The sequence below is a fragment of the Mesorhizobium sp. WSM3866 genome (assembly GCF_002294795.1).
In the GTDB taxonomy this organism is placed as follows: Bacteria; Pseudomonadota; Alphaproteobacteria; order Rhizobiales; family Rhizobiaceae; genus Mesorhizobium.
The window spans coordinates 13978-34684 of sequence record NZ_NSGC01000003.1; the positions used below are offsets into that span (position 1 = coordinate 13978).

Below are 20707 nucleotides of genomic sequence, written 5' to 3' on the forward strand. Positions count from 1 at the left end.
GAATGCGCAAGGATATTTATGAACCTTCTGACAAATGACATCCCCCGCAAACCTCGCTTTCGCGCGGGTATGGTGGGAGGAGGGCGAGGATCGTTCTTCGCAAGCAGGCATCGAACTGCCATGCGGCTAACCAATCATTTCGAACTGGTGGCAGGCGCGTTCTCGTCTGACCGTCACGCCTGCATTGAAGCCGGCCAGGCCCTAGGAGTGGCTTGGGACCGCACCTACTTCAGCTTCGGCGACATGGCAGCGGCGGAAGCGGCGCGCGATGATGCCATCGAAGTCGCGATTATCGTTACGCCCAACCATCTCCATTTCGAGCCATGCAAATTGTTTCTCGAAGCGGGGATTCCCGTCATCTGCGAAAAGCCACTGGTCCACTCATCTGAAGAGGCACGCGAGCTCCAGCGGATCGCTGCCGCAAACGAGACGTTCTTCGCTGTAACATACACCTATACAGGGTATCCAATGGTCCGAGACGCCCGCGCTCGCATCCGCGCGGGCGAAATCGGGCAGGTACGCTTCATGTATGTAGAGTACTTGCTGGAATGGTTGGTCAACGACCCCTCGAAGTTGGGCAAGGGCGGGGTATGGCGCGGCGACCCGGCAAAGGCGGGACCGACGGGCGCGCTGGGGGATATCGGAACCCACGCCTTCAACATCCTCGAATTTGTTTCCGGACTCCGGTGCACCGCACTCAACGCCAATTTGATGCGAACCGTCGACTCCTTCGGGCTAGACGACACTGACGTGATCCAGTTGGAGTTCGAGGGCGGCGCCAACGGCCTCTTGTGGTCCTCTCTTGCCGCTCCGGGCCACCGCAACGGCCTTCGTTTCAAGATCGTCGGCTCGAAGGCCACCATCGAGTGGCGGCAGGAGGCACCGGAGACACTCACTGTGTCCCGCCTCGGCGAAGGCGACCTTACCTATCGTCGCGGCCACGGCGACATGTCCTCGGACGCGCAACTTGCGACCAGTCTGCCGGCGGGCTCTCCTGAAGGTTACCTCGAGGCTCTCGCGGTTCTATACAGCGATTATGCGACTGCGCTTGAAGCCGGCCGAAACTGGCGAGGTGCGCTCCCGGTGCCGCTCGCAGACGTTTACGAAGGGCTGCGGGGCGTTCTGCTTTCCGAGATCAGCGTCAGTTCTTCAGCTTCCAAATCGTGGGTTGCCTTCCCCGGCTCCGAGCAGACGAGCCAATGATCTTCTATCGATCTTTGCCAAGGTGACACATGTCAAAGCTACCGGACTCATCATTCTTGCACCGTCTCGCTGATTTGGCGGATGCCGAGACGCTGCCCCGCTATATGGTCGAGCTTGCCGTCGATACCAAGCCGAAGCCCGGATATAGATTCGATCCGGTGACCGAGGCTGATCGAGAAGCAGAAATCGCGTTGCGTGCCGCCATAATGGCGGAGTTCCCGGATCACGCTGTGCTTGGAGAGGAATTCGGCGAGACGGGCGGCGGTAGCGACTGGCGTTGGGTGCTTGATCCCGTGGATGGAACCCGACCTTTTATCTGCGGCATCCCCGTCTGGGGAACGCTCATCGGTCTGACGGTTCGCGGGCGCGCCGAGATGGGGATGCTCAGCCAGCCCTATATCGGCGAACGGTTCTGGGCGGACGCAACAGGCTCATGGCGCCAGCGCGCCGGTGAGCCCCAGCCACTCAGGACGCGTGGCATCGACACCCTCTCCGACGCCATTCTCCACACCAACTCCCCCGAACATTTTCACGGCGATCTCAAAGCTGGCTTCGAGCGGCTGAACAGCGCGGTCAAGATGACTCGGTACGGTGGGGAATGTTATGCCTTCGCCATGCTAGCGGCGGGCCGGATCGATCTGGCGGTTGAACCTTCCCTGCAGCCCTACGACATCGTCGCGCTGATCCCGATCATCGAGAAGGCAGGTGGTGTGATCACTCGTCTCGACGGCGGCCGAGCTGAGGAAGGAGGCCCCGTCCTTGCCGCCGCGACGCCGTCGCTGCATCGGTTGGCACTGAATGAACTCGTCCTGAACACCTAGACTGCAAGACATTCAAGCGATTGAACGGGTAGCGTGAAAGTCGGGTTCGTCAAAGCCGAATATAGGGCCGACGAGTAATGCTCTTAGTCGGTTCGCATTTCACATCTGGATCATGTCCGAACCGTCGCCCAGATATTGCAGCACTTCCCTCGGGATGCCTGGGTCGCTCCTGTCAATCACGGTAAGTTCCTTGAGGTGACTGCGTTGGAGCAGGCCCGGCCCCTTGTAGTGCAAGGCGACCTTCGTCGAATAGGGCTGTCGGAAGGCATTGGCGGCAATGCCACTGGCGATGCCGAACATGAAACGCTTCGCATTTCGCTTGACCTGGGCATAGACACCGAAGGTGAGCTCATTGCTCTGGATGCCTTCGAAATCGGCCGTAAACAGCCGATCCGCAACTGGGAAGCTGAACCCGTAGTACTTGAAGACGTATTCCGTTCTTCCCGGCCGGTCGAAGCTCGGGAACCGCTCGATATAGTAATGCTGGAGAAAATTGTTATTTCGATAGAGGCAGAATGCCGATTTTAGAATGAAACCTTTATAGATCGATGAAAACTGATATCGGTCATAGACACCCAGGATCTCCGAATCCTGCACACTACCGTCGAAGACAATATTCGAGAGGAAGTTGACAAACTCCGGCAGATGGCGCGCCGTGGACATCGCATGAAAAAAGTTGCCATCAATGAGCGTCCTGAACTCCTCGGGGTCGGAGAAGAGGATCGGAACGCTCAATCCGAAGAAGTTAGCGATCGTGCGCAGATTGGCGCTGGACGGCACATGGGCGCCAGAGAGATATTTGTTAAATTGTTGCCGATTGACGTTTAATTTGCGACAAACAGCGGCGACAGACCCGTGGCGATCGCACAAGGTCCTCAAATTTGCCGCGAGCGCGGCGGTATCCCCCGCGATGTGGTTCACCTCGATCGCCTCCCCTATGACGCGAACAGACGCTATCTGTACGTCAGTTTAATGCAGACTTCAACGAGATGCGAAGTTGGCTGCCAGAGGCGAATGCGCCCATACTTGGGGCCAGATCAGGAGCGCCCGGCATGGCAATTCACGGCAAGACTGGGTGGTCAGTTATGGGGACCGGCACCATTGCCACGGAGCAGATGGTCGCGGGCATCAGAGCGCAGGGGCATACTCCGTTGTGGGTGGTCAGCCGCCGAAAGATGGATGCAGCTCATTTCGCTCAGGATCTCGACATTCCGCAATGGACGACCAACCTGTCGGAGGCTCTCGGCGATCCTGACGTCGAGTTCACCTATGTCAGCGCGCGATTGAGGCGGCGGGCCCATTACATCACTGCTGCGGCGAAAGCGCGCAAGAACGTCCTTTGTGACGGACCAATCTCCGAAAACAGCAAAGTAGCCGCTGAGCTTGCGCGTCTGTGCGACGCCGCCGGGATCGTGCTTGCGGTACATCACCCGTTCCGTGCGTCGGCCATACACCAGACCATGCGCAGGCTGATCCTGGATGGTGACATCGGGAAGGTCCAGTCGATCCTTCTTACCCGCGAGGGACCGTACAAGCCCGCAGCCAAGCGCAGAAAGGACGATCTCGACAGCGAAGGTGACATCTATCTCGACATGTCCGTTGACGACATCGACCTTGCAAGATTCCTGACCGGTGGAGAACCGCGTGAAGTTTCGGCCATTGGCACTGTTGTCGATGGCAGACCCAACCAAATTTCCTATTCGTTTCAACTGGACGATGGCAGCCTGTTTCATGCATTCGAAAGTTTTGCGATCGCCGATCTGGAAAGCACGGTTGTAGTGGCTGGAGATCGCGGCACGCTGATCGCCCACGGTACGCTGAATGGCAAGGCTTCGGGTACGCTCATGCGTCGGCACGCAGCCAGGAATGAGCTCGTGCCGGTTCGCGACGGAGATTCGCATCTTGCTGCAGTCGAGGACTTTGTCAGCGCCGGGGAGCGCAGGCTGACTTGGCTGGCACGGGGGTCAGATAATGTCGCCGCCCTGCGCGCCGCGGAGGCTTTGGCTAAGGCCGCCTCGAAGCGCCGCACCGCCACAGTTCAAGGAGGTCAGCCAACGAGGGGCCTCCTTAAGCGAGATCAATCTGCACAGGATGCTGCGGGCCAGTGACCCGCACCAGAAACCAAGGAGCAAGAGCGGCCTAGGCGTGCCTGGTGTCACGGGATGGCTTTCCCGAATACCCCATTGCACGGGATATCTGCCCTGCGATCTCGGCAATTCGCCCTCCGGTCGAGGGGACATCCTCGTCAGTAACGCGCGCGATTGGTCCACTGATGCTGATGGCGCCGAGCGGGCGCCCCGATTGATCGAAGACGGGTGCACCGATGCAGCGTCCTCCTATGGCGGACTCCTCGTTGTCGATCGCATAGCCCCGCTCCCGGATAAGTGGAAATTCGGCACGCAATTGGTCGACTGTGGTGAGGGTGTTATAGGTGTAACGGGGCAGCCCCGGCTGCTTCAGCAGCACGTCCACTTCATGCGGATCAAGCCAGGCGAGAATCGACTTTCCGAGGGAAGTGGCGTGCCATGGGTTGACTACTCCCACGGATGCTCCCTGACGCAACGTCTGCATGGCCTCGATACAATCCACGACAACAACCTCGTGGCGCAGCCAAAGTGCGAAGCTTACCGTCTCGTTGAACTGTTCATGCAAGGTTTCCAGATAGGGGTGGGCTACCGTCCGAACGTCCCTGCGGTGGAGTGATTTCTGCCCAAGAATATAAAGCCCAATGCCCAGGACATAGCGATTTCCATTCACCTTTTCGATCAGCCCATGCCCGACGAGACTGGCCACATAACGTGACGTGGTTGGCTGTCCCAGCCCGACCTGGCGCGCGATCATCGACAGCGACATGGGCTGGTCAGAGCGCTCAAGAACGCGCAAGACTGCAACCGCCCGATCGACAGCGTCGAAGCGGGCACTTTTTTCCTCGTCGGTGAACAGGTCGTTTGGCAAGATCGTTCCAGCGAATCCCGTAGCAATCGCCCTTTGGTGCTCCAAGTCGAGCCGGTCGTCAATTAAGTCGCGGCGCGGCGTCCAACAACATTCTTGTGTAAGAGTGCTTTGGCGAACGCAGGACGTCATTCGTTCGTCCCGCCTCAACGATACTCCCATCCTTCATGATTATGATGGATTGTGCAATTTCGGAGACCAGCGGCAAATTGTGGGTTATGAAAAGCATCGCAAGGCCGTCCTTCTTCAGATCGAGCAGAAGCTCGACCACGGCCGCCTGCACAGACACGTCGAGAGCCGAAGTGATTTCGTCGCACACCAGAAGCTTAGGTTTGACCGCGAGCGCGCGGGCCACGGCCACGCGTTGACGCTCACCTCCCGATAGATCGCCCGGGTAAAGATTGACAACCCGTTGCGGTAATCGAACCCGGTCAAGAAGCGACCGCACTTCGGCACCGACCCTTGCTTTGTCAGCCAGCCCCGTCAGGCGAACGGCGCGGGCGATGCTTTGCGCGATCGATTCCTTTGGGTTGAGCGAGCGGTCAGGATTTTGGAAGACGATCTGCATGGCGCCCAAATCTGCCTTGGAGCGACTTGAGACGGCGAACGGCATCAAATGCCCCTCGAACAACAAGCCGCCCGAAGCGTTGCTGTGCAAACCGGTCACGCATCGGCCCGTAGTGGTTTTGCCGCTGCCGCTGCCGCCGACAAGGCCGACGCACTCGCCTTTGCCGACCGAGAATGAAACGCCGTGCACGACCTCGACGTGGCCATGAGCCGCGCGCAGGTTCTTCACCTCGAGGACGCTCTGGATTTTGGCACCGTCGGCCTCGGACGCCGCCGCAGGACCATCGGTTACCAGTCGTGGAATAGCGTCGACCAGCATGCGCGTATAGTCGTCGCTCGGTGCTGCGAAGACCTGCCTGCGGCTCCCCTGCTCGACGATCCTTCCAGAAAGCATGACGGCCACCCTGTCGGCCACGACGTTCACGACCGCAAGGTCATGGGTGACGTAGACCACGCTGGCGCTGCTGGACTTGACCAGCCTCGCTATCAACTCAAGGATCGTTTGCTGGGAGGATACGTCCAGGCCCGTGGTGGGCTCATCCATCACGATGACCTGCGGAGCCGTGACGAAGGCCATGGCAATTGCGATGCGTTGCAGTTGACCGCCGCTGAGCTCGAAGGGATAGCGTCTCAAAAACTTTTCATCGTCTGGGAGATCGACGCTCCGCAACGCGTGACGCATCAGTTGCTTCATGCCGGTGCCCGAATGGCCGTGCGCCGCAAGAAGCTCGGCCATTTGCTTGCCGACTGACATGCGGGGGCTGAAGCTCGTGGTCGGATTCTGTGGAACCAGCGATACTTTGCCGCCCTGGAAGGCACGTTTCCTCCGGCCCGAGAGTGAGAGGATGTCGGTGCCGCCAATCCAGATGTTGCCGGAGGAAATGCGCATTCCCGGCCGCGCAAAGCCTAGCAAACTCAAGGCGACTGACGTCTTTCCAGATCCCGATTCACCGATGATGGCCAGGACTTCACCCCGCTTCACATGAAGGGAGACGTCGCTGACGATTTCGCGGCCGTTGAGGTCATGCATGAAAAGCGATTGCACAACGAGCGGGATTGCTTCGGTCATTTCAAATCTCTTTCGACCGACCGACCGAGCGCGCAAAGCTGTCGGCAAGCACGTTGACGGCAACGGAGAAGGCAGCAATTGCCAGAGCTGGCGCGATTGCTATCCATGGCGAGATCGTGATGCCAATCCGGTTTTCGCTGATTATCAGACCCCAGTCGGCCGCCGGCGGTGGCAGGCCCAGGCCCAGGTAGCTTAGCGAAGCGTAGAGGATGATCGACCCGCAAAGTCGGACCCCGAAGTCGGCCAGGACCGGTGTGAGCACGTTGGGCAGGATGTCGAGGAAGCAGATTGCGGCCCAGCTTTCCCCGCGCGCGAAGGCAGCTTCGACGTACTCGTTCTTTGATATGTCCATCGTGATCAGTCGCACGATACGGAAGATGCGGGGTGAATGCAGGATCACAATCCCTATGATGACTGTGGGCAGGCTTGGCCCGGTCGAGGCGAGAAGGACGAGAAGAAAGATGGCCGGCGGGAGCGCGTAGATCACGTCGGAAATGGCAATCAGAAAAATATCCAGCGGGCCTCGCCGGAGCCCCGAGTAGATGCCAAGCGGCACCGCCACGACATAGGCCGCCACGGTCGCGCAAAGCGCGACGACGAGCACAGTCCTCCCGCCATAGAGAAAGCGACTGAAAGTGTCGCGCCCCAGGAAGTCGGTTCCGAGCCAATGCTCGTGGGTTATGGTCGCGAAGGGAGCCCCGACGATTTCATCGAAGGCGTACGGACTGAACAATGGTCCGAACGAGGCCAGGGCAACGATGATGACGACCAGGACCAGAGCGATGCGAGTTGCTGGCTTCGCCAGGGTCAGGCGCAGGACGGAGCGGCGCATACGGTCAATCTCTCCGGCTAGGTCGTACCGCGCGCCACGCGCAGCCTTGGATTAAGAAGAAGGATCAGTGCTTCGGACACCAGGTTGATAAGCACATAGGTCGCCGTGATGATCAGCGTGATGGCCAGCACTGTCGGCATGTCTCGGTTGATAACCGCTTCCGAGAGCGCGCTGCCGATGCCCGGCAGTTGAAAGACGGACTCGGTGACCACCACTCCGCCGGCCAACCAGGCCGCATTCAACGCGATCGTCTGGATGGTGGGTGTGATGGTGTTGGGAAGAACATGACGCAATAGCACCCGCGCGGGGCTTATGCCCCTCAGCCGTACCATATAGATGTATTCGGCGTTCAACACTTCGAGTGCCACCGCCCGCACCATGCGAACGACCTGGGCCAGCGTTGTCCCGAGCAGGGTCAGGACCGGCAAAATGAAAAGGGTCGATTGAGATGAAAGCGGAAGGCTGTCGTTGATCAGCGAAACTGGCGGCAACCAACGAAGATAAACCGCGAAAAGCACAATCAGCACCGTGCCGATGACGAACTCAGGCAGGGCGACGGTCACGATTGTCGGAACCGATATCAAGTGGTCGGCCAATCTGTCTTTGTAGATCGCCGCGGCAACGCCGAGCACGAAGGAGAGCGGTATCAGCAGGAGCAGCGATGTGACCGTCAGTATCAGGGTGTTGACGGCCCTCGGCCCAATCGTCTCCCAGACTGGCCGGCCGGACGGAATTGACCGGCCGAAGTCGCCGGTGAGCGCGCCCCCGATCCAGCTGGCATATTGCACGACGGCCGGCCGATCCATGCCAAACTCGCGCCTGAGCGCCTCCACCGCCGAAGGGTCCGCCTTGGCACCGAGCGCTGCCCGGGCCGGATCTCCCGGCAGATATTGGGTCGCGGCAAAGACGACAATGGAGACGGCAAAAAGAGTGACGACAGCCAGGACTATTCTTGTCAACAGAAGCTGCAGCAAGGGTTTATTCAAGGGGTCTCACCTTCAGAGAAAGGGAGCCGCCGCGGCTTGGCTGGCCACGGCGGCTGCAGTTTACCCAAGATAGACGCTTTCGAACTGGTAATAGCCGAGATTTCTCTGGGTGGAGGGAACGATATTCTTGACCTTGGCGCTGGCGGCGTCGAGAAGATCACGGAAGCCCCAGATGATGTAAGCTCCCTCGTTCCACAGGACCTTCTGAGCCTCCACATAATATTCGCGGCGCTTGGGGCCATCGAACGTGGTTCTTGCCTTGCTTACCCACTTGTCGAACTCGTCACTGGTCCAATCCGGTTCGTTCCAGTAGGCACCCCGGGCATAGCCTTGGCCGAACTGGGATTCGAGAGTGTGCTGTCCCCAATCCGAACTGCCCATCTGCGTCTTTTTGAAGTTCGGGCCGGAATAGTAGCTGTCGGGCGGCACGACCAGAAGTTCGATGTTGACGCCGATCTTCTTGGCCTGGTTGGCGATGAGCGTAGCCGACGCCTGCATGCCTGGAGCGGCATCCGAGGTGTAGAGGGTGATCGCCTGGCTATTGTCAAAGCCCGCCTGCTTGAGCAGCGATTTCGCCTGATCCGGGTCGTAAGCGCGTTGCGGCAGTTCGGAGGCGTAGTCTGGATCCGTGATGCAATGCAGGTCGTTGCCAATCCTGCCATATCCCGACAATGCGTTGTCGAGCAGTTGCTGGCGGTCGATCATGAGCCGGAACGCCTGGCGGACGCGCACGTCCGTAAAGGGTTTCAGGTTCGTCATCATGAATTGGTCGGTCGTGGCACCGCTCTTCGAGCGCAGCAGGGTGAGTGCGGGATTTGCTTCAATCAGGCGCGCAAGACTTCCATCGAGCTGAGCCACGGCATCGACCTGGTTGGCCACCAGCGCATTCATGCGCGCGGTCGGGTCGTTGATCGCGATGAATTCGACCCCATCGAGATATGGCTGGTCGGGCGTGCGATAGTTATCGCTGCGTGCCAGCGTCACCCGCTGACCGCGGGACCATGACACAAACTTGAAGGGCCCGGTCCCGATCGGCTTGTCGAAGTCGGTCGTGCCGTCCTTCATGAGGAACATGACCTTGCTGCCCAGCACTTGCGGCAGCAGCGCATAGGGCTGCTTCAATTCGACTTCGACCGTATTGGGGTCGAGCGCGCGTACCCCTTTCGGCTCCATGAGCGGCGCCAGGTTGGGGTAGGCATCGGCCTTGTTGTCGGAATTGAGGATGTACTGGATGGTGTAGACGACGTCCTTGGCCGTGAAAGGCGCGCCGTCATGCCAGACCACACCTTTCTTGAGCTTGATTTTCCAGACGTTGCCCTCGGCGTTGTGAGTGAAGTCATCCGCCAGCTTGTTGTAGAGATTGCCATCCTTGTCGAAGTCGGTGAGCCGGTCGAAGATCGACTGGGCGACGGCGAAATCCATATCGCCTGTCGAGATGAAGGGGTTGAGCGACGATTTCGCCCCGGCTGCGCCTAGACCGACGCGGAGCGTCCCTCCCCGCTTCGGTTCATCGGCCAGGGCCGGGCGAAGGCCCGCCCCGGCAAGCATTATACCGGTGCCCAACATCAAGCCTGTCTTCAGCACATCGCGCCGCCTGATAAGCGTCGAATCTGCCTTTGGGCGATTTATGTCCTTGCTCATTCCACATTCCCTCCTGTTTAGATGGTTTTCTTCGGCTTATTCATTCAACCAATGGACGGAGCGCCCGCGCTGGCCACGGCTTAGGCAAGCAGTCCTGCAAGCTTGAGGGCCTTCAGGATCTTTTCCTGATCCTCCTTGGCGAGGTTGCCATTGGGCTTTCGCGGTTCACCCACCTTGCGGCCTTGAGCGTTGATGGCAAACTTGATGCGGGCGGGGAAATTCACGCTCTTGGTCATCTCCCGTGCGAGCGGCGCGATTTTGTCCGTCAGCTTCCGGCCAAGGACGTAGTCGCCCGCCGCGTGGGCGGCGAAGATCTCCCCGTACTGTTTCGGGATGACGGTGTTGATGCCGGAAATCGAGGCCTGCGCCCCAAACAGAAAGCTCGCAATGTTCACGCTGTCCGCGCCAGCGGCAATGGCGACCCGGTCGCCGACGGTCTGGACGAGTTCCGTCACCGGCTCCAGCGCCACTTCCTTCACGCAGATGACTTCGGGCAGTTGGGCTACGCGCTGCATGACGGCAGGGGGGTTGAAGAAGTGGTTATAGTAGATGATGGGTAGAGAGGTCGCCGCCCCAACATCCTGGATGAACTTGTCCAGCCCATCGCCCGACGGGGTATTATAGATTGGTGGCCCAAGCATCAGCGCACAGGCGCCGGCCTGCTTGGCGAGCAGACCACGCTTGATGGCGTCGCGGGTGGTGGTTGTGATTATCCCTGCGATTACGCGCAGCTTGCTGTTGGCCGTGGCTGTTTCCACCAAGAGCTCGAGTTCTTCTGCGGAAAGCTCATCCCCCGAACCTGTGCTTCCGCCGACCACGGCAAGGCGAATGCCAGCGCTTTCCATGAACCGAAGCTCACCCTTGAAGAGATCCAGGTCGAGATCACCATCGGGTCTAAACGTCGAAACGAGCGGCGGGATGATCCCCTTGATCTCGTCCTTTTGAAGCACAGTCGCCATTGCAGTTCCTTATTTCACCTAGTGAAAGTCACTATTACTGAATGAACATCCTGCGAAGCGCGGAGCTTGTCAAGGGGCTTTCGCAATGACGGCGCTGAATGACCGAGACAGGCTTGCTGCGCTTGGTTTTCAGCCCGCCGAACCCGTTCGCTGGTCAACAGGCATCTTCGTGCGGGGAGCAGTGAAGCCGGCCATAATGCGACGCGGTCGGAGCACCGATCTTGTGGCGCAAGACGAGAATGCACACAGCGGGGTCATGGCATGAGTTGCGCGGGCTTGGTGGCAACCAAATCCCGCACTACACCCTTTGCGACCTTTGCACTCCTGGCGCGGCGATCGCGCTTGTGCTCAAGGCCCCGTACCTCGGCCGATCCGTAAGGATCACTGTTCTTGCGACCTGGAAACAGGCCACCCCCGTAACGCGACGGCGTGACATCCGTGACCCCGATCACAGTGTCCTGCCCCATCTCGCATCACCGTCGGCGTCTGGCAGGGAAAGCGATGCGGACGACCATAAAGGACGGTCAGTCGCTGTTTGCCCGACCGAGATCGATGATATGAGACGAACTGGCGCAGCTGTCCTCAACGGCCAAAGTACGGTCAGCTATTGTCCGTTGCGCAGATCGCTGATCTTGGCGACAGAAAGCCTGACGTCCGAGAAGACGGCGGTCGTCCCCTCGCCCGTCGGCGATTGAACGCCAAGTCCCATACGCACCGGCCGCCTTGCTACACCGGGCAGAGTGAACCAGCGCAGGAAATTCCAGTATTTGCCGTCTTCCGAAAAATGGAACGCGACCGTCTCGCCATCGCAATAAGCACGCAGCCACACGTGGGCGCCGGAATGACGAGGACCGTCCGAGTCGTCGGATGTGCCGCGCGTCACCACGCTCACGATGGTCGGCTTACGCGCGGCAGAAAATTCGAAGGCGACCTTTGCCCAATTGTTGTCGTCACATTCGATGAAGATCGCGCCGGCATCGTAAGCAGAGGCGAAGTCGACAGAGACCCTGGCAGACAGCGCAAAATGCTGCTCGTCGATCTCGCGCACCAATCGCGTGACATTCGCGGCCCGGCTTTTGCCGCTCGGGGCGAAGAACCAGTCCGTGTTCGCGTTGGCCCGCAGCCGCACCGAGGCGTTCTCGATTGCCGCGGAGCCGTTGTCAGCCCCCTCAACGCGCATGCTGTCGAGCTTCATGTTTTTTCCTTCACTTCAACAAATTCCGCCGAGAGCCGGCCGGTTTTGACCGGCTTAAACAGCGCTGAGAACGGCACTCGGCGCCAATGCTTGATATCGTCCGCGAAGCGCGCCAAGGATCGCCGAATTCAGGGGTGGAGTTCTATGGCGAGCCACACCGAATCGGTATCCGCGTAGTAGCGGTGCCATGGGTAGGCCCACTCATTCTTGCCGCTGACCCTGCAGAAGGGGTCATGCGAATAACCGACCGGCATCACAACGTCTTCATAAATTGTGGTTTCGTCACGAAGTCGAAACTTCTGCATCCGGCCGGAGCCGTGGATTTGCGTGTGTGTTTCAAGGAAGCGATGCTCATTGTGAATGAAGCAGTCAGTGTCTCCCGGCGACCACCAAAGGTTCAGCTTGAGCGTGAACGTCTGCGGGGAGCCGGGTGCTGCGCGCTCGTTGGTGAATACCAAAGGATCGGTGCTGACCGTGCCGATCTCATCCTGCGGGGAAATGAACAGCGGCGTGTCGCGTGGGAAACTCTTGATTCGATTGCCAAGCCAGTCCCAGCCGCGGAACATGCACCCCCCGAGATTGGTGGCTTTTCGCACCTTCAGAAGCGCCGCCCGTTCCGCGGATTTGATTTGCCCGCCCTTCAGCCATGTCGATTTCCAGGCAGGCACGATCGCCGGATGCTCATCTCCGGTGATCATCGCGCTGGGGCTGACATTCACAACGACAGCGTCTTCAACGGGATAGTCGTGGACATCTTCGACGACCTTGGCGAAGATGAAGTCGTCGGCAAACGAAAGGTCTCTCGTCTGGTTCGGCACGGTTTTGTCGTCCATCATCAGGGTAACCTGAGCCCGACCACACCACAATGCGGACGCCAAAAGAAGTGCGCGTCTGGACGATTCTTGTCGTAACTTGACGTCAATTCTGCGCCATATTGCGAAGTGCGCCGGTCCCGGTGGGTAAGCCGGCAATCGGGTGTCTTCGAAAGACTGGCTCTCAGGGCGCCAGCGATGCCAGGCAAAGAGTGACCTCACCACAGCGAACTTTCTCGCTCGGCGCGTCACATTGCTTCCATGTTCCATGCGTTGCGAACTTGTCATGAGCTCTCGATGTTTGCCTACTGGGCGAGATTGGCAGAGGCAGCTTCGACATTGCGTCGTATCGATGATCGAACAGGAGATCTGCCGCGCCAAAATCCGGCATGAAACCCGACCTCAGGCTGGAGCTCGATCAGAGGATCTCGACCCCATGACAAAGTATGGCTCGGCCCTCTTGGGCATCCGACCGCGGGATGAAATTGTGCAGACCAACTGTGACTACATAGTCGTTGGCGGCGGCTCGACTGGATGCGTGGTTGCCGCGCGGCTTTCGGAAGATCCTGATGCCTCGGTCTTCCTGCTGGAGGAAGGCCCACGCGACTTCAATCCCTACATCCATATCCCGGGTGCCTACTATAAGACCGCACAAGGGCCCCTATTGAAAAGGATTCCCTGGGAACCAACCGCAGCCCAATCCCGTGTCGAGCAGCCGACGATGGTCCAGGCCCGGGTGCTGGGCGGCGGCAGTTCCGTCAACGCCATGATCTATATCCGCGGCGCGCCATCCGACTATGCGCGGTGGGAAGCGCTCGGCGCGGATGGCTGGAATTATGAAGATGTGTTGCCCTACTTTCGGCGGTCGGAAGACAACAACCGGTTCTGCAACCAGGCCCACGCCGTAGGGGGACCGCTAGGCGTTTCCGACATCGACCATATCCACCCCCTCACACGCGCCTGGCTGCAGGCGTGCCAGCAGGCTGGGCTGCCCTATAATCCTGATTTCAATTCCGGCGATCAGGCCGGCTGCGGTCTTTACCAGATCACCGCCAAAAACAGGCGGCGCAGCAGCGCCGCAACGGCCTTCATCAAACCCGCCCGCCGCCGACCTAATCTCCAGGTTCGAACGGGTTCCACGGTCACGCGGATAATTGTCGAAAAGGGGCGGGCCGTCGGGGTCGAGTATGTAGCGAAGGGCCGCAAATGGGCCCTCATGGCCAGTCGCGAAGTAATCTTGTCGGCAGGTGCGATTGCCTCGCCGAAATTGCTGATGTTATCAGGGATCGGTCCGGCCGACGCTTTGCGCGGACATGGCATTCCTGTCGTTGCCGATCTGCCCGGGGTCGGACAGAACCTGCAGGACCATATCGAGATATCGCTCGTCTATCAGTTGAACGGGCCCCACAGCTACGACAAATACAAGAAGCCGCACTGGAAAGCCGCGGCTGGCCTGAACTATCTACTGTTCAGGGATGGCCCGGCTTCTTCCAATCTGATCGAAGGAGGGGCGTTCTGGTGGGGCAACACAAGCGAAGCGATCCCGGATGTGCAATATTTCATGGTCGTGGGTGCGGGCATCGAGGAAGGCGTCGACGCCGTCCCGGGCGGAAACGGCTGCACGATAAACCTAGGACAGATCCGGCCTCGGTCTCGAGGGGAAGTGACGCTGAAAAGTGCCGATCCTTACGCCAACCCACGCGTGGCCCCGCGGTATTTTTCCGACCCCTATGATCTCGATGCGGTGGTTGAAGGAACGATGGGGGCGTTCGATATCATGGAGCGACCCGCCATCCGCCGCTACATTGCCTCAAGGCAGATCCCGTCCGCCGGGACAGCGACGCCACTACAGGTGAGAAAGTTCTGCCAGGAGGTCGCGCATCCGGCGCTGCATCCTGCAGGCACCTGCCGAATGGGCAAGGACGGCATGGCAGTGGTTGATCCCGAGCTTCGCGTCCACAGTATCGAAGGCCTTCGCGTGGCGGATGCGTCGGTCATGCCAATGCTCATATCCGGCAATCCCAACGCTGTGTGCATTATGATCGGCGAGAGGACTGCGAACTTTGTCCAGCATGACAAGTAGAAACGCGCGACCCTGCTCCCTCTCAAAGATTAGCCTGCGCCCGCGGTGGCCTGCCTTGGCCACCCCCAACCATGACGGCCTCGCTCCAATCACCGGTGTCTCAATTTGAACGCCACACCAGAGAGAATAGCGACAGTGAAGGACAGCTCGACGATCTCCCCTGCGATCCGAAGCAGCCGTTTCTTTTGCAGCCTTTTCTTTTTGGGAGCAGGCGTCGGCATCGGAGCTTGGGCGTCCTCACTTCCAGTCCTCAGCGCTCAAATGGAACTGGACAAGGCGCAACTCGGGTGGATCCTGATTGGCTTCGCTCTGGGCGCAATTGTGATGATGACCAATATCGGTCGCTTGGCTGCCATTGCCCCGAGCAGTGTGCTCAGCTTGCTGGGATCTCTAACGTTCGGCGCAGCGCTGTTGGCCCTCCCGTACGCCGGTGGCACCTATTGGCTGGCGTTGATTGTGTTTTTTGCCGGTATCGGTTTCGGGACGCTCGACGTATCGATGAATATTGATGCCTCGACAGTGGAGCGTCACATGCGTCGGCAAGCAATGTCCTCTTTTCATGCCGTATTCAGTTTCGGAAGCCTGATCGGCGCATTCGTTGTCGGCCAGATACTGTCCAACGGCGGCGCCTTGGCCGTTTGTCTTGGGGTGGCGGGACTTGGTGTTGCGGCAGTCGCGGTTGTCGCCTGCATAGGATGGAACAATTCAGGCCGGTTCGACGATCCTGCCGACTCCATTGAGGCGACGGATGGCAAATTCGATAATGCAATAAGGAAGCATCTTTACCTGCTTGGTGGCTTGGCATTCTTGGGGATGCTGGCCGAGGGCGGGATGATGGATTGGAGCGCTATTTACATCGTGACCCGATCCGGAGGAGCAGAAAGCACAGGCGCCTATGGTTTTGCGGCATTTGCAACCATGATGGCAACCGGCCGCCTATTCGGTGACGCCATCGTTAAGCGGATCGGCCAGATGCCGATGTTGCGCTATTGCACAATAGTTTGCGCAGGCTCGGTGTTCACAATGATCCTGATGGGCGGCAATCTTCCTGTTGTTCTGATTGCGCTCGCCATATGCGGTCTTGGCCTAGCAAACGTCGTGCCCACACTTTTCGCCGCCGCCGGGCGTGCAGGTGGCACTTCTGCTGCTCGGGCAATGTCGATCGTGACGACGATGGGATACGCGGGATTGCTTCTTGGGCCTGGATTGTTGGGTTTTATCGCTCAGATTTCGTCGCTCGTCGGCAGCTTATCCGTCATCCTAATGGCATTTGTCGCAGTTTCGGCTTCAGCGCGCTAGAGCAAATGCTAGGGTTTGGCCACTCACCCGTCCGTGGTGAGGCGGATGGCTCGCGTGCATTCTTAGGCCTCGCCAAGGACGTAGCTGCCAGTTGTATGGCCTCGCGCAGTTAGCTTTTGACACTGACCTACAGCCGGGGTGCAGGTTTCGCGGAACAATGGTATTCGTCCGACTGGGCACAAGCCGATCGCGTGCTGCCGAGCTAAGTTATGTTGTAGGGGCGAACACGGTTACCAACTGAATATGAGACTGGATGTCTGAAAAGGGCCGAAAGCGGAACGGGAGCTTCACAATTTCGACACCAGCCAACGGCATCGGCCCTTCCCTTTTTCGGACTCGATATCCATTTCTGACGGGTCGGGCCATCGCGCCGGACCATACTGGCTTTCAGCAGACAGCGATGTCGCTCCCGAAAGCGTCTGAAAGGGTAACTTATGACGATCACTGGAGCTCAATGCCGCGCTGCTCGCGCGCTGGTCGAATGGACCCGCGAAAAGCTCGCCAGCAATTCAGGCGTGGATGCGCTGGCCATCGAGGAATTCGAACGTCGGATCACACTCCCCGACTACGAAGTCTGTAATAGGCTCCAAATCGCGCTCGAAGGCGCCGGCGCCTTTTTTATTGCCGAGAACGGCGGCGGTATCGGGGTTCGCCTGAAACTAAACCGCTCCGAGGTCAGGCGGATCAGCGTTCTCGAGAATGAGGGGGGCATCGTTGGCACGGATGCCGTTCCATAGATCCTGGGCAGGGTCCTCAACGGTACACCGCGCGCGAGGCGATGTAATCGAAATCAGCGAGCCCACCGCTGCTTCTGGGTACACTTTGAACAGTCTGCTCTTAGCGTGGGTCGTTTGCGGGAAACTCATGGCACGCGCGGCGCTTCACGGGACCGCAGCGAGGGCATGGTGGCGTCCCGCTCAATTCGTGGTGACCGCGGATTCCCAAGACGAACAACGATGATGATCCATGCGGACCTTGATCAACTTCGGATAGGCGGTACCGCAAAGACATCCACGTCGACCGAACGCAGAAGGCTTTCTGTCACGCTTCCCAGAAATAATTTGATGAAGCCCGAACGGCTATGCGTTCCGATCACCAGAAGATCGGGCGCCACCTCGTTAATTGCCTCCATGATCGCCTCGACCGGGCCGCGTTCCCTAATTTGCAGCGACCAATTGTCGACGTCAAAGTCGTTCGCTTCCAGAAATGCTATGAGTTCTTTTTCCACCTGCGAACGTTCTGTCGCCACGTAGCTCGCCAACTCGTCCTTGCCTATTCCGGCATTTGACATTTTTCCCTTGGCGAAGGCATCGAACCCATGGACCAGCGAAAAACTGGCCTCGCCTATCAATCCGGTTTCCTTCGCCGTGCTTATTGCGCGCGCCGACGGCTCGGACATATCCACGGCAGCCATCACTTTTTTGTAGGAATGTTCTACCTCAGCATTCACCATGAGCACTGGGAATTGTCCGGTGCGGATCACACGTTCGATCGTCGTTCCCACAAAGACATCACGGAGCAATTGCTTGCGGTGCGCGCCCATGACAATGAGATCGACCCCGCGCGCCTCGGCCGCATTCAAAATGCCGCGGAACGGATTCCCAGTCACGACTGCGAAATCACATTGGAGTCCCTTCAACTCGGCGATCGAGGTCATTTGTTCTGCAAGATATCTTCGGGCCTCGCGGGTTTCGAGCCGGACTATGGCTGAGGGTTGGTCGTCGTCGACGACATGGACGAGCGTGAGTTCCGCGGCAACGTTCCGGGCCAGAAGGCCGGCCCGCCGCAATGGCCGTTGTGACCGGGTGGAAAAATCTGTCGCCGCAAGGATTTTCATGCCAGGTTCCGTCTTCCTCGTCCATGAGATCACCATCCCCTTCCTTCGGGAGACTTTGGGTAATGATCTAAGTGACGATGGTCTCGTTTGTCCGCCGAGTCACCCCAGGCGCTGGCTCAACTGTTTCAAAGTGCCGCTTTTGGCAGGTCTTGCGGCTGAGCCTGCCATTGTCCGCCTTGACTTCACGAATTACGTCACCAACTATACCTATATGAACGCCGCAGCCAAATTCTGTCGTGATTTTCTTTTCCGGGTTTGCCCCATCGCGGGATCTTAACCCCCGGCCCGGCTGCCAATGCGCCCCGAGCCGAGGGGTAACGCTTAATCGACATGTTAGGATCAGCAGGGCTCCAACCTTTTGGCGCACTGGGATCAATTTCCGAAGTCGCCTGTCCGCCACCTTTGATGGCGGCTGAGCCAGTAGAAATATGAGCATTAGATGCAGAAAAACTCAAAAATCCGGCGCAAGCCGAATATCCGCATCTCGCAGTCGGATCATGCGCGCTTATCGATGCTCGCGAGCACTTTCGCCGCACGATATCCGGCTTCCGATGAGCTGCTCGCCGAGCTCGAGCGCGCGCGGATCGTCGCCGATGGTTGGGTCTCCGCCGGTACCGTCCGGATGGGTTCAACTGTGACGTTCAAGCCCGACACCGGTGATCGGAGAACGGTAACGCTGGTTTTCCCTGGCGATGCTGACATCTCCGAAGGCAAGGTTTCGATTCTTACACCGATTGGCACAGCCCTGATCGGCCTCTCGGCTGGACAGTCAATCATGTGGACCGCCCGAGACGGGCGCCGGCACGAACTGTTGGTGCTTGGTGTGACCCAGCCCGCCCCGCAAGGTGATGGAGTCAGTCAGCTCGCACCTGCGTCTCTAACGATGGCGGCGAGCGTCTGACATGGGCGTCTCCGTCCGTCTCCTCAATCATGCAGGCAGCTTGATCGCGGGAGTCTGACCCCTGCGCCGGCTCATCTCGGTCCGGCACAGGGGTACTTCCTCACATCCGATCAACTGCAGTTGCCGGATCGCCTTGTGCGGGCCGGCTGGAGACGTACCATGCCCAATATAGACACCTGCCAACTGACCACCAAGGATTACACGATTCTTCAAGTGATACGGGAACGCCATCCGATCCGCGACGAAACCTTCTCGACTATTCTCCAGCGGAAGATTTCGAGCGCAGTTGTCATGTTTCGCGATGACATCCCAGCGAACGTCGTGACACTCAGCAGCGGCGTGGCCTATCGGGTGAACGACGGTCCTGCCGAAACCCGCATCGTCGCACATGACCAGATGCGCGGTCTGGTTGGCATGCTTTTGCCTATCACCAATCCGCGAGGCCTGGCGTTGCTCGGTCTGGCCAAGGGGCAGTCGATGTCCATTCCGACAGCGGACGGGATGCTTGAAACGCTGACGGTGCATGAAGTGGTTTACCAACCAGAAGCCGCAAGGCGCGAGAGACTGAAACTGGCGGGAGTTGCTGCATCGGATTCGCTGCGGCTGGATGGACACGGTCCGCGGGCCGTCCATCGTTCCGATGAACCGCACGACGAAGTTCAGAACAAGGTTGCGGCGGCTTTCAACGCCGGGTTCGACGACCCGGGGCCGTCGGCTGCCTGAGGGCTCGACTATGCCGAAGGCTGTGAAGGCGGGTACACAAGCATTCCATCGGCTCCTGCCCTCACGCCGTCGGTGAGTTTCGCCGGCACGACCTTGTCATGGCTCATCAGATGAAAAACGGACTCGCCGCGGCTGATCAGGTAGTCCGCGACGATCCTTCTGTGGCAGCGCCACCACAGCGCTTCCGAGCACATGACGGCACACTGCCGCTCCCTGCCGAGCGATACAAGCCGGGCCAGGCCGTCATGAAACTCCGCCGATAACGCGTAGTCGGCGTAGTTGTGAAAACTCTGGTTAATCCAGAACGCGTTTAGCATTGGTGGAATGTCATGCGCCTTGCCCCGCAGGCCGCCAAGCTCGGCAATGTACTCATATCCAATGCCGAACGGGGCCAGGCTTTCCGCAAGCACCTCGGTGTTGAATTGCGGGTTCGCCCGCGAGCGTCTGACGGTTCTTATGTCGATTACCAGGGCGACTTCTGCCACATGCAGCAGGGCAACGAATTCCGGAATCGACCTGGTCGAATGACCGATAGTGTAAAACGGATAAGGCATTTTTTCCTTGTCGATCCACCTGCCAGCCATGTGGCTTCGCGCCTGGGAGGAACGATCATTTCACAACGTCGCTTTAAATCCGCCTAGCCTCCCGCAGTCCGCTCTCTCCCGCTGCGTGCCCCCGAATAGATGAGTTCCGGCGCCTTGCGTGACCTCGAGCTTACCTGCCTCAATATGGGGAACTTCGGCGCCGATGTCGAAATATTGCCGGCATAGTTGTGCTCCGTTGTGGTTGTTGATCCCTAAAGACCCGCCCCTCCCACCAGCTCGCTT

At 59.0% G+C, this 20707-nt stretch carries 19 protein-coding genes; 8 read left to right on the plus strand and 11 right to left on the minus strand.

From position 1 onward, the window contains the following. Positions 1–18: 18 nt before the first annotated feature. The gene (locus CK222_RS08070; RefSeq protein WP_095799997.1) at positions 19–1203 is read left to right on the plus strand and encodes a Gfo/Idh/MocA family oxidoreductase; all 1185 of its coding nucleotides are present in this window, start codon (positions 19–21) and stop codon (positions 1201–1203) included. A 29-nt stretch (positions 1204–1232) separates the two neighbouring features. Further along, positions 1233–2024 carry a histidinol-phosphatase gene (gene hisN / locus CK222_RS08075; RefSeq protein ID WP_095799998.1) on the plus strand — a complete coding sequence of 264 codons (792 nt, stop codon included), beginning with the start codon at positions 1233–1235 and terminating at the stop codon, positions 2022–2024. A 99-nt stretch (positions 2025–2123) separates the two neighbouring features. On the opposite strand, the gene CK222_RS08080 is transcribed toward hisN, so the two are convergent. Then, a complete protein-coding gene (locus CK222_RS08080) occupies positions 2124–2945 on the minus strand; it encodes a helix-turn-helix transcriptional regulator (RefSeq protein ID WP_067330581.1) in 822 nt (273 codons plus the stop codon). Positions 2946–3076: 131 nt separating this feature from the next. On the opposite strand from CK222_RS08080, the gene CK222_RS08085 reads away from it, so the two are divergent. Further along, the gene (locus CK222_RS08085) at positions 3077–4132 is read left to right on the plus strand and encodes a Gfo/Idh/MocA family oxidoreductase (protein WP_082954135.1); all 1056 of its coding nucleotides are present in this window, start codon (positions 3077–3079) and stop codon (positions 4130–4132) included. Between the two features lie 31 nt (positions 4133–4163). On the opposite strand, the gene CK222_RS08090 is transcribed toward CK222_RS08085, so the two are convergent. The 8 genes from CK222_RS08090 to CK222_RS08130 form a co-directional block, all read right to left on the minus strand. Further along, positions 4164–4979: an IclR family transcriptional regulator gene (locus CK222_RS08090; RefSeq protein WP_245432971.1), complete on the minus strand. Its 816-nt coding sequence runs from the start codon at positions 4977–4979 to the stop codon at positions 4164–4166. A 58-nt stretch (positions 4980–5037) separates the two neighbouring features. Further along, positions 5038–6612, minus strand: coding sequence for an ABC transporter ATP-binding protein (locus CK222_RS08095; protein ID WP_245432972.1), 1575 nt, complete (start codon positions 6610–6612; stop codon positions 5038–5040). A 1-nt stretch (position 6613) separates the two neighbouring features. After that, positions 6614–7444 (minus strand): ABC transporter permease, encoded by an 831-nt coding sequence (locus tag CK222_RS08100; protein WP_095800000.1) that lies wholly within the window; start codon positions 7442–7444, stop codon positions 6614–6616. 17 nt (positions 7445–7461) lie between these two features. Then, entirely contained in the window at positions 7462–8418 is a 957-nt protein-coding gene (locus tag CK222_RS08105; RefSeq protein WP_245432973.1) for an ABC transporter permease, read from the minus strand. Between the two features lie 72 nt (positions 8419–8490). Next, on the minus strand, positions 8491–10071 hold the full coding sequence (locus CK222_RS08110) for an ABC transporter substrate-binding protein (protein ID WP_095800002.1): 1581 nt from the start codon (positions 10069–10071) through the stop codon (positions 8491–8493). An 80-nt stretch (positions 10072–10151) separates the two neighbouring features. Next, positions 10152–11030 (minus strand): dihydrodipicolinate synthase family protein, encoded by an 879-nt coding sequence (locus CK222_RS08115; RefSeq protein WP_095800003.1) that lies wholly within the window; start codon positions 11028–11030, stop codon positions 10152–10154. Between the two features lie 604 nt (positions 11031–11634). Beyond that, entirely contained in the window at positions 11635–12225 is a 591-nt protein-coding gene (locus tag CK222_RS08125; RefSeq protein WP_245322552.1) for a DUF1349 domain-containing protein, read from the minus strand. Between the two features lie 128 nt (positions 12226–12353). Next, on the minus strand, positions 12354–13061 hold the full coding sequence (locus tag CK222_RS08130; RefSeq protein WP_245432974.1) for a hypothetical protein: 708 nt from the start codon (positions 13059–13061) through the stop codon (positions 12354–12356). A gap of 412 nt (positions 13062–13473) precedes the next feature. Here CK222_RS08130 and CK222_RS08135 point away from each other — a divergent pair, with 412 nt between their 5' ends. From CK222_RS08135 to CK222_RS08145, 3 genes are all read left to right on the plus strand, one after another. Further along, the gene (locus CK222_RS08135; RefSeq protein WP_095800314.1) at positions 13474–15120 is read left to right on the plus strand and encodes a GMC family oxidoreductase N-terminal domain-containing protein; all 1647 of its coding nucleotides are present in this window, start codon (positions 13474–13476) and stop codon (positions 15118–15120) included. Between the two features lie 135 nt (positions 15121–15255). Next, complete coding sequence (locus CK222_RS08140; protein ID WP_176477592.1) at positions 15256–16419, plus strand: MFS transporter; 1164 nt, start codon at positions 15256–15258, stop codon at positions 16417–16419. A gap of 434 nt (positions 16420–16853) precedes the next feature. Further along, complete coding sequence (locus CK222_RS08145; RefSeq protein ID WP_067330561.1) at positions 16854–17156, plus strand: hypothetical protein; 303 nt, start codon at positions 16854–16856, stop codon at positions 17154–17156. Between the two features lie 242 nt (positions 17157–17398). Here the strand turns inward: CK222_RS08145 and CK222_RS08150 are convergent, their stop codons facing one another. Then, on the minus strand, positions 17399–18256 hold the full coding sequence (locus tag CK222_RS08150; RefSeq protein WP_095800005.1) for a universal stress protein: 858 nt from the start codon (positions 18254–18256) through the stop codon (positions 17399–17401). Positions 18257–18695: 439 nt separating this feature from the next. On the opposite strand from CK222_RS08150, the gene rnk reads away from it, so the two are divergent. Together rnk and CK222_RS08165 are read left to right on the plus strand one after the other, a co-directional pair. Beyond that, positions 18696–19157, plus strand: coding sequence for a nucleoside diphosphate kinase regulator (gene rnk / locus CK222_RS08160; protein ID WP_095800007.1), 462 nt, complete (start codon positions 18696–18698; stop codon positions 19155–19157). Positions 19158–19316: 159 nt separating this feature from the next. Next, positions 19317–19880, plus strand: coding sequence for a nucleoside-diphosphate kinase (locus CK222_RS08165; RefSeq protein WP_095800008.1), 564 nt, complete (start codon positions 19317–19319; stop codon positions 19878–19880). A gap of 8 nt (positions 19881–19888) precedes the next feature. Here CK222_RS08165 and CK222_RS08170 read toward each other — a convergent pair whose 3' ends face one another. Beyond that, complete coding sequence (locus tag CK222_RS08170) at positions 19889–20434, minus strand: DUF488 domain-containing protein (protein ID WP_095800315.1); 546 nt, start codon at positions 20432–20434, stop codon at positions 19889–19891. Positions 20435–20707: the final 273 nt, after the last annotated feature.